At 58.1% G+C, this 9,689-nt stretch carries 8 protein-coding genes; 2 read left to right on the top strand and 6 right to left on the bottom strand.

The window, feature by feature from the left end; genetic code table 11:
- Positions 1-440: 440 nt before the first annotated feature.
- From DXY38_RS04365 to DXY38_RS04350, 4 genes are all read right to left on the bottom strand, one after another.
- Complete coding sequence (locus DXY38_RS04365; RefSeq protein WP_244279004.1) at positions 441-737, bottom strand: hypothetical protein; 297 nt, start codon at positions 735-737, stop codon at positions 441-443.
- Between the two features lie 407 nt (positions 738-1,144).
- Complete coding sequence (locus DXY38_RS04360; RefSeq protein ID WP_115070631.1) at positions 1,145-4,861, bottom strand: hydantoinase B/oxoprolinase family protein; 3,717 nt, start codon at positions 4,859-4,861, stop codon at positions 1,145-1,147.
- A 4-nt stretch (positions 4,862-4,865) separates the two neighbouring features.
- Entirely contained in the window at positions 4,866-5,591 is a 726-nt protein-coding gene (locus tag DXY38_RS04355) for a glucosamine-6-phosphate deaminase (protein ID WP_170952852.1), read from the bottom strand.
- 75 nt (positions 5,592-5,666) lie between these two features.
- Positions 5,667-7,085, bottom strand: a complete 1,419-nt coding sequence (locus tag DXY38_RS04350; RefSeq protein WP_115070630.1) for a SpoIID/LytB domain-containing protein — start codon at positions 7,083-7,085, stop codon at positions 5,667-5,669.
- Between the two features lie 142 nt (positions 7,086-7,227).
- On the opposite strand from DXY38_RS04350, the gene DXY38_RS04345 reads away from it, so the two are divergent.
- Positions 7,228-8,172, top strand: coding sequence for a ribonuclease Z (locus DXY38_RS04345; protein ID WP_006854276.1), 945 nt, complete (start codon positions 7,228-7,230; stop codon positions 8,170-8,172).
- Between the two features lie 117 nt (positions 8,173-8,289).
- Positions 8,290-8,802, top strand: a complete 513-nt coding sequence (gene psbV / locus DXY38_RS04340; RefSeq protein ID WP_222930111.1) for a photosystem II cytochrome c-550 — start codon at positions 8,290-8,292, stop codon at positions 8,800-8,802.
- Positions 8,803-8,853: 51 nt separating this feature from the next.
- On the opposite strand, the gene DXY38_RS04335 is transcribed toward psbV, so the two are convergent.
- Together DXY38_RS04335 and DXY38_RS04330 are read right to left on the bottom strand one after the other, a co-directional pair.
- Positions 8,854-9,276, bottom strand: a complete 423-nt coding sequence (locus DXY38_RS04335) for a hypothetical protein (protein ID WP_170952850.1) — start codon at positions 9,274-9,276, stop codon at positions 8,854-8,856.
- A 103-nt stretch (positions 9,277-9,379) separates the two neighbouring features.
- Positions 9,380-9,679 carry a ferredoxin gene (locus DXY38_RS04330; protein WP_006043345.1) on the bottom strand — a complete coding sequence of 100 codons (300 nt, stop codon included), beginning with the start codon at positions 9,677-9,679 and terminating at the stop codon, positions 9,380-9,382.
- Positions 9,680-9,689 lie beyond the last annotated feature (10 nt).

Below are 9,689 nucleotides of genomic sequence, written 5' to 3'. Positions count from 1 at the left end.
ATAAACGAGCGAGCTAGGCCGTCTCTTCCATCCGGGAGGGGCGGCCTCTCCGTTTTCCAACACCGATCGAAACCATCAAAAAACGCAAAAACTAGCCTGCAAGCCCGGGCAATGTTGGCATCTACAGGAAAGGATTGATGACATCCTCCCCTTTGTGAGGATCCAAATCATCTGGCACTTCGCAAGCAAGCTTTACTTCCTGCCCGTCAACTCATCCCAGCTAACCGCATGCTCAACGTCTTCATTGCATTGATTCAAGCGATGGCGGGGAATCTGACAACGATCAGAAAGAAGATACTGATCAATAATCTCAGAGCAGCTCGATTTGAGCCTGCTTGGACCCATCTGCCTTGTATCAACAGAATCAGATCCATCACGACATTCATGAGGCGTCATACATTGAGAGAGAAGCAGGACGCTAAAAAATCACAAGCGAACCATTATCTTGTCGACTCGATCCCATCGTGATAATCATCTAACAGCAAAGAAATTCTATTGAAATAAGCACACAATTCACCACGCATTTGCGCGTAATAACTTAGAGCCTCATTGCTGTAGGCCTGGCCCATATCCTTCAAAAGGTTGTCAGTGAGCCTGTCCAAGGCCTGGTGGGCAACAACCAGATCGACATGGATCAAATCCCTTCTTTCATTCGAAGAGACTGGGTCATGACTTCCAGAGGCACAGCGAGGATTCGCCTCTATCAATTGCTGTCGAAACGCTTCAATTTCGCTCATCGGATCATGAACCCGTTGCTCCAGAAACATAGAACGACTGTTTCCATCATCCTGGTTAATCCAGATACACAACAATGTGTTCGAGAACACGCATCACGCATCTACTCCTAACAACAAATCATTCGCTAGCGGAGCCCAATCCGCATCAATAGCTACAAAGCATCTAAACGTCAAAATACTCATCCCTGAAATTTAGCATCATATTTAACCAGAGAAAATCGTCCAAGTAACATCCAATACTCCCCGTCAGGATCACCCCAAATCATGGTTAATAGACAACAATTTTATAACCATGGAACTATTTGTTGGGATCTGCATCATTCCCTTTTTGAGCGCCCTCTTTATCCAAGCCGGTCAAAATGACGACGCTGACGACCATGATTTCCTTTAGCCAAGAAGGTCCTTTTTCAAGTCCTTTCTTGGGCAACCGAAGAAGTTATTGAGTCTTTGATTGATTGCGTTGGTTCCGCTATTCCCCAGCCGCCACCACCAGGCGTTGCAATCCAAAGCCGATCACCAGCTTCAACCCTCTGCTCGAAACAGCCTAATTGTTTCTGCCAGGGACCTCCCTGTTCACTCAACCAAGTCATCCCAAGAGCACCGGCCTCTCCACCAGCCAAACCAAATGGAGGCACCCGTCGAGAGCCAGACAGCAAAGCCACCGTCATCGGAGCAAGAAAACGAATCTGCCGCTCAAGCCCATCACCACCGCACCAGCGGCCTGTGCCTCCACTGCCTCGGCGCAGCTGAAAGCGTTCCAAACGCACTGGGAATCGCTGCTCGAGGATTTCCGGATCTGTGAGTCTGGAATTGGTCATGTGGGTTTGCACGCCGGATGACCCCTGGAAACCCGGACCGGCCCCGCCGCCGCCAGTGATCGTTTCGTAGTACTGGGATTGCTCATCTCCAAACGTGAGGTTGTTCATGGTTCCCTGCGCCGCGGCCATCACTCCCATGGCTGCAAACAACAGGTTGCAGAGCGCCTGAGAGGTTTCCACATTGCCTGCCACCACAGCCGCTGGCGGGAGCGGATTCAACAACGATCCTTGCGGGACCACCAGGGTGAGCGGCTCAAAGCAGCCCGCATTCAGGGGGATCGATTCATCCACCAAGCAGCGCAGCACGTACAACACAGCGGCTTTGGTCACCGCGAGCGGAGCATGAAAATTGTGCTCCCCCTGGGGACTCGTGCCCGTGAAATCCAGGCGCGCCGTCCTCGCTTGGTGGTCCACATGCACAGCAAGCTGCAAACGGCCGCCATGGTCTAACTCCACGCTGAACTGCTGGTCCGCCAAACGGCTAATCACACGACGCACCGTTTCCGCCGCATGGATTTGAACAAAACGCATATATCGACTAACGCGGGCAGCCCCCTCGCGCAGCATCAATTGTTCGAGATGGTTCACGCCGAGGCGGTTCGCCGCCACCTGAGCCTGCAAATCCGCCCAAAGCACATCGGGAGAGCGCGGCGGCTGCCGCTCTGCCTTCAAGATCGCGTTCCAGCCATCCCGATCCAAGACACCCCCACGCAGCAGTGACCAGTTGCGGAGCCGTAGGCCTTCCTCTCTGATCTCTTGACTGAAGGGAGGCATGGACCCAGGAGTGAGTCCCCCAACATCGGCGTGATGTCCGCGACAAGCGACGTAATAACTCGGCCGTTCCCCCTCACCAAAGACAGGGGTCATCGCCGTGATGTCCGGAAGATGGGTTCCTCCGTGATAGGGGTCATTGCTGAGCACTGTTTCGCCCGGTTCAAGCAGCGGACGTTCTCCACGCTGGATCTGATTCAGCAGGTCCAACACCGCCTCACCCATGGATCCCAAATGAACGGGGATATGGGGAGCATTGGCAACCAAGGCCCCGTTGTGATCGAACAACGCGCAAGAGAAGTCCAGCCGCTCGCGGATGTTCACAGAGCGGCTCGTCTGCCGAAGCCGCTCCCCCATCTGCTCAGCGATCACCATGAAGCGGTGATGAAACAGGCTCAGATCCACCGGGTCTGGAACATCAACAACCTGATCCCGCGCTGACCGTGGAACCGAAAGCTCCTCACCGGTGAGGAGCAAGCTTCCAGCTGAGTCACAGCAGGCTGACCAGCCAGGCTCGAGCACGGTGCAACCCGTGGCATCAAGAATTAAAGCTGGACCCTGCAAAGGCTCACGCAACAAAGCATCGGAACGCTGCAGCACCGGAACCTCCTGCCAGCCCAGCCCAGCCCAGTGAATGGTGGCTGTTTTGCTGAGAGCGTCCGACAGCGACCGTGGCTCTGAAGCCATCTGGCTGTCGTCCTGAAGGCGTGCGGGTGCCGTAAACACTTCAACCTCCAACCGCTCCACGATCAAGGCGGTTGTGCGGGGAGGCTTGTAGCCAAAGCGCTGAGCATGGGCTTGGTCAAAATCAGCTTCCAACTGTGAGAGTTGCAAGGTGGGTGCGAGCTCAGCGATCGGGATCAGCAAGCCACGTTCTGACGCAGCATCCCGAAGCTCCAGCCGAATGCGCCGCTCAAATTGAGACGCAGGGCCTGCACCCGCTGCCTCCAGCTTGTCCTCTGCAACCTCCAACTCCTGGCGAATCATTCCAGGAAGGGACGTCAACAATTCCGCGTCAAGGGCACCCCGCACCACCACCTGACGCCATTCCCGCAGGCGCGCCTGACCCAGGCCAAAAGCCGACAAAACGCCCGCGAGGGGATGGATCAACACTTGGCGGAGACCCAACACTCCCGCCACTCGGCACGCCAATTGCCCGGCCGCTCCGCCATAGGCCACCAAAGCTCCAGCACGAATGTCATGACCCCGCAGCAACGACACCTGCTGAATCGCACCAGCCATCGTTTCCACGGCCAGGTCAAGCGCCCCCTCCGCAAGCGACTCAGGATCGCGTCCCAATTGGCCAGCAAGCGCCTCAAAGCGCTTGCGCACCACCTCCAGATCCGGACGCAAATCAGCCGCCGGACCAAACACAGCGGGGAAGGCGTCCACCTGTAAACGACCCAGATAAAGATGAGCGTCGGTAATGGTTAGGGGGCCACCACAGCGGTAGCAAGCGGGTCCAGGGTTGGCGCCTGCAGAGCGAGGACCCACCTGCAAACGATCGCCATCGGTATCAATGATCGAGCCCCCACCTGCGGCGACGGTCTGGATCGGAAGTCGCGCAGCAGACAACTCGAGGCCGGCAATTTTGGTCTCCGCACTGCGCTCCCAGTCCTTGTCAGAGGCTCCTGCTGGCAAACAAAACACATCGGTGCTGGTGCCACCCATGTCCACACCGACAAGCGCCTGACCTGCCAAACCAGCAGCCTCTGCTGCGGCAACCGCCCCGACCATCCCTCCAGCGGGCCCAGAGAGAATCGTGTCCTTCGCCAACAGTTGATCAAGACCTTGCAAGGCGCCACTGGAGGTCATCACCCGCAGGCGTGTCTGCCCTCCAAGGGACTGCATCACTTGCTGGAGATAACGAAAGAGCACCTGTTCCACCGCCGCCTCAACGACGGTGGTCTCAGACCGAGGAACCAAGCGCGGCAATGGGCTCACCTGGTGGGAGCAAACCACCGTGGTGAAGCCCAGCGATCGGGCGAATGCCGCCAGTCGCCTCTCATGGCTTGGCTCACGCCAGGCATGCATCAGGGCAATGGCGCAGGCGTTGATACCGGCACTCCGATGAGCGCGGAGCCGCGTCTCCAGCTCGGCATCGAGGCAAAGCGGTTCTACCTCTTCCCCATCGGCATTCAATCGCCCTCTGGATTCAACAACCGCCACGGCCAGCGACGTCCGAACTGGAATCTCCAGAGCGAACAGATCAGGGCGATGCTGATCACCAATCAACAACAAATCCGCCAGACCCTGGTTGGTGATCAACAGAACTGGCTCGCCTGCCCCCTCAAGCAGGGCATTGGTCGCCACGGTTGTCCCCAAGCGCACCTCCTGGATCAAACCCGGCGGAATCTGAGCTGCCGCAGGCAAGCCCATCAGCTCTCGGATGGCACGAACAGCGGGATCACCACAATCGCTCGCTTGCTCTGAGAGCACTTTGCGAACCACAAGCTCACCACTGGGGGCGCGACCAACGAGATCCGTGAAGGTTCCGCCTCGATCAATCCAAAAGTTCCATTGGGTCGCCGTCATCGGTTCACGGTCCTTCCTCACCCCATGCCGCATCGTCCACCCACAACCAAAGCCTTGGGTGACGCCGTAGCCAGCTGGCCGGCACCTCTGGATCACCATCACGATCCAAAGCCTTGCGCAGGATTCCCGCCTTGGATGCACCCGTCACGATCAGGTGAAGTTCATCCGCCGCCAAGATCTCTTGAAGGCCAAGGGTGATTGCTTGCTCGGGCACCAACCCCGGACGACCCTGGAACGCAGAGGCATTTTGAGATCGCGTGCTGGAGCTGAGCCTGACCACGCGACAACGCACCTCTGGACCGCAGGGGGGCTCGTTAAATCCCACATGGCCATTGCTGCCCAATCCCAACAGCTGCAAGCCAATCCCCCCGGCGCTACGGATCGCGGCTGCATAGCGATCAGCGGCTGCTTCAGGGTCGGCAGTCGCTCCATCTGGCAGCGAGACCTGAGCAGGGTCCAGGCCTAGAGGCCCCACCAGGTGGTGTCCCATGAAGGCGGAGAAAGAGCTGGGATGCTCCGCTGCCAAACCCACATATTCATCAAGGTTGAAACTGCGCCAGTGCTGACGCAAAAGCTGTAGTCGATCCGTAGGCCAATCCCTTAAACGAGAGACCAAGGCGGCATAGAGGGGCTCCATGGTGCGTCCAGTCGCCAAACCGAGGGGCCGAAACGCCGCTGACTCAAGAGAGGCCAGCAAGCGTTGCTCAAGCTGATCAACCACAGCCTCCATGAGCTGCAGCGGATTGCGCCTGCGAATGATCGTGGTCGTGTCCGAGATCTTGAGCACGATGAACGGCCATTGTCATCAACCCCACCAGGCTGACTCTGAACGGAGCCGAAGCGCCACTGCTGGGTCATCACTGGGTCGATAGGGGCGAATCTCTGCTCCGCGGTAGTAATGCATAAGAATCTGACGAAAATCAGCACCTTGAAGAGCCAAACCATGGGCTCCCCACTGACTCATTCCAACCCCGTGTCCAAAGCCTTGACCACGGGCTTCGAGCACCAGCTCACCCTCCTTGACATCAAGACGGGGACGGTTGAAAGCTGAAGGGTTGCGTTGGGGGAGTGGTGGCGGTGGTGGTGGCAGGAGAGACGCCAGTCGACTCGGGGGGCTGGATGTGGTGGCAGGACCGGTGTTGGCAGCACCACTCGCAGAGTCCTGCCACAGCCCGATCAAAGGCGGAGCTGCTTGAGAGCCGGATTGTGAGGCTGTCCGAGACGTTGTCCGAGTAGCTGTGTGAGTCGATGCCGTTGGAGGCTCGACCGAGCCATTGATGAGCTCGAATTGAACCATCGTGCTTTTGAGACCGAGACGCTTGCGCAGCTCCCTCCCCGTTAGCACCAAAGAGCCTCGTGGACCCTGCACACGCGCCGAACGCACCCGACCCGTCGAGCTTTTCTTGAGCACCTGCAAGCGCTTGACACCTCCAGTTTCACGGAAGAGATCGCGCAGCTGATCGTCATCAAACCGTTTGTTCCAGCGATGCACCGGACTGTGCTGATCGTGATCCGCAACGCTGACCAAATAGGGAAGTTGACTGCGCCAAACCTCACCACTGGGTTCCGTTGCACCACCAGAGCTGCTGTGAAACACAGCGTTAATCAACCGGCCGGCATGGACTAAAACCAACGAGCGCGTGCTTTCCACGGCTTCGATTGTGCTGGGGGTTTCGGATTCAACCCCGCGGTAAACCTGGCTAGAGACGGTGGCCTTGACATCAAAGTCTCCTGTCTTCCCGCGCTGCCTGAGGGCATAGGTGCGCGCCGCAACCGCCTGCGCTTGCAAGGCCGGCAATGGCCAACGATGGGGCATTTCACTCCCCACAACACTGGCTAAATAGGTCTCAATCCCAATGTGGTTCACCACCTGCACCTGGCCGCCACGCACTAAAAACTGCAACCGGCCGCGATAACGGCGAGAGCCGAGCCAGATGCCGCGGGGGTCATCGCTTTGCACCTCGATCGCAGAGCCAGCGGACAGGGAGCGAGACGAGCCGTCACGCATCTGACCACTGATCTTGAGGCGCCCGGATCTCAGACTGACCTCCATCGAGCGCATGCGTTGATCGCCGCGGCCCAGACCTCGCACCAAGAAAGGCTGATCTGCATCAGCGCGCAGACGCACCACCGAGGCTTGTGACAACAGCACGCGCATCGACGGCTCCTGTGCCGCCTGCACAACCCGCTGCTCGAAGCTGACCGCCATCACAGCAATCGGCATGGCCAAGGCAGCAGTCAGCACAGGGAAAAACGCTGACGTACGTGTGAGCACTGCAAGCTGAAACCAGGCAGCTCAGTGTGACCTGATGATTCGGAAGCGGCTAGGTCCCCGTGGCAGATTTGATGGCTCAGCGCGTTAAAACGTGCAGGTCACCTTTCTTGGAACCAGTTCAGGCGTGCCCACCCGGGGTCGCAATGTTTCGTCTGTGGCACTGCGTTTGCCGCAGAGATCGGAGCTGTGGTTGTTCGATTGCGGAGAGGGAACCCAACATCAATTTTTGCGCTGCGATTTGCGCCTCTCCCAACTGAGGAGAGTGTTCATCACCCACATGCATGGCGACCATGTCTTCGGACTGCCTGGGCTGCTGGCGAGTTTGGGGCTGGGCGGCACAAGCAATGGGGTGGATCTCTACGGCCCTGATCCTTTGGATGCGTATCTCCAAGGGGTTCTGCGCACGAGTTCAACCCGCATCGGCTATCCGCTGGCGATCCATCGCGTTCGCGAAGCGGCTGAACAACACACCGTTGTGTTCGAAGACGACGATCTGATCGTGACCGCGGCCCCCCTCAACCATCGCGTTCCGGCCTACGCCTATCGAGCCGAACAAAAGCCAAGAGCAGGGCGTTTTGACATCGACAAAGCGAGAGAGCTCCAGATCCCGCCAGGGCCTGTGTACGCCGCGCTGAAGCGCGGTGAGTCGGTCACGCTGGAGGACGGTCGAACCATCGATGGCCGGACCTTATGCGGGCCAGAACAACCGGGCGTGAGCGTTGTGTATTGCACCGACACCGTCTTCTGCGAAGCAGCGGTGCAGCTGGCTCAGGGAGCCGACCTGCTGATCCATGAATCGACCTTCTCCCACGCCGAAGCCGACATGGCTTTCAAAAGGCAACACTCCACAAGCACCATGGCGGCGCAGACCGCTGCTGAAGCCGGTGTCAAGCAGTTAGCGCTGACCCACCTCAGCCCGCGCTATGCCCCTGGAAACGCAGTCACCGCAGACGATTTGGTGGCAGAAGCCAGGGCCATTTTTCCGAACACGATTTTGGCCAAGGATTTCCTCAATGTGGACGTCCATCCCTCTTAATCCGTGGGCGCGCGCTGCAACAGTTCGTGATCACTAGACCCTTAAGGGGCTCATCCGCATCCCACCCCGTGATACAAGGACTTGGTGCGCTGTCTACGTCAGTCTCTGACATCTTTCATGGCCTCTTTTTTCTCCACATTGCGTCGATCCTTGAATCGACTGTTGATCGCCCTGCCAGTGCTGCTTGGACTGTTGATCAGCGCCCCCGCCCAGGCCGCCCAGTGGGATGCCGAGATCCTCACGGTGCCAGCTGACGGCGATGGCGCCCTGGTCACCTTCAGTGAGCAGGAAATCAAGACAGGGCGGAAGGTGTTCAACGTCAGCTGCGGCACCTGCCACGCCGGCGGCATCACCAAAACCAACCAGAATGTGGGCCTGGATACTGAAACGCTTGCGCTGGCCACTCCAGCCCGTGACAACGTCGCGTCTCTCGTGGATTACCTCCAAGACCCCACGTCCTACGACGGGGAATACAGCATCGCCGATTTGCATCCCAGCATGCGCAGTCGCGATCTTTATCCCGCCATGCGCGATCTCACCGATGAAGATCTCCGCCTGATGTCCGGATACATCCTGGTGGCCCCCAAAGTCTTGGGTGTCGAATGGGGCGGCGGCAAGATCTACTTCTAACGCCCAAACAAGATCCCAATCGCTCAGCCTGCTCTTCGGAGCAGGCTTTTTTTATGGCGTGTCCACCGTGAAAGGCTCTGATCGAGACGGCTCGGCAGGTGAATCATTGTCAGCAGCCATGGACTTCGGTTGACGGCTGTACCACCACTCCTGCAACTCAGGCGTCAAGCGCATCGAAAAGAGCGTCAGGAGCGTGGCCGTAGGGCGAGAGCCCGGCTGGAGCAACTCAACGGAATAGGAAGGGCAGCGCCTGGAAGCAAGATCTGGAACAAACCGGCGACCCACCCGACGCCAACTCGGCTCTTTGCTACGCCAAGCCAAGCGACAACAGGGCCAGGGCAACTCCTCACGATCAAACAGACGACAACAGGGTCCAATCACCCGAAAGCTGTACTGTCCGCCTGGACTGGCATGCACCGTTCCGTGCTCCAGCAGTGCCTGTACATCAGAACGCAGGGCAGGAACAGGTGTCACAGGGATGATCAAACACTTAGAGCCGTCATCACATTAAAAAGCCACCCCGAGGGGTGGCAGAACGATCGCTCGGATGGGCGACCTCAGCTCGAAGCTGCAGAGCTCAATACAGCTCTTCTTCAGCGTGAGTTTTGATGGTGCAATCTGAAGTGGGGTAGGCCACACAGGTCAGAACGAAACCAGCTTCGATCTGGTCGTCGTCAAGGAAGCTCTGGTCGGACTGATCAACGGTGCCGGCAGTGATTTTGCCTGCGCACGTGGAGCAAGCGCCTGCACGGCAGGAATAGGGAAGATCGATGCCTTGCTCCTCAGCAGCATCGAGGATGTACTGATCGTCAGGAACTTCGATGGTCTTGTTGAGGCCTTCGCTCTCGCTGACCAGGGTGACCTTATAAGAAGCCATGGATGGATGT

It is taken from the genome of Synechococcus sp. UW179B, from assembly GCF_900474245.1.
Taxonomy (GTDB): domain Bacteria; phylum Cyanobacteriota; class Cyanobacteriia; order PCC-6307; family Cyanobiaceae; genus Synechococcus_C.
This window is presented reverse-complemented; position numbering and strand designations above follow the sequence as displayed.

Bases quoted from the DNA above. Each gene is read 5' to 3' on its own strand.
- DXY38_RS04355 (WP_170952852.1), bottom strand. From the start codon at position 5,591: ATGGAGGCTGTGGTTGATCAGCTTGAGCAACGCTTGCTGGCCTCTCTT.
- DXY38_RS04360 (WP_115070631.1), bottom strand. From the start codon at position 4,861: ATGACGGCGACCCAATGGAACTTTTGGATTGATCGAGGCGGAACCTTC.
- DXY38_RS04350 (WP_115070630.1), bottom strand. From the start codon at position 7,085: ATGCCGATTGCTGTGATGGCGGTCAGCTTCGAGCAGCGGGTTGTGCAG.
- psbV (WP_222930111.1), top strand. From the start codon at position 8,290: ATGGCCTCTTTTTTCTCCACATTGCGTCGATCCTTGAATCGACTGTTG.
- DXY38_RS04330 (WP_006043345.1), bottom strand. From the start codon at position 9,679: ATGGCTTCTTATAAGGTCACCCTGGTCAGCGAGAGCGAAGGCCTCAAC.
- DXY38_RS04365 (WP_244279004.1), bottom strand. From the start codon at position 737: ATGAGCGAAATTGAAGCGTTTCGACAGCAATTGATAGAGGCGAATCCT.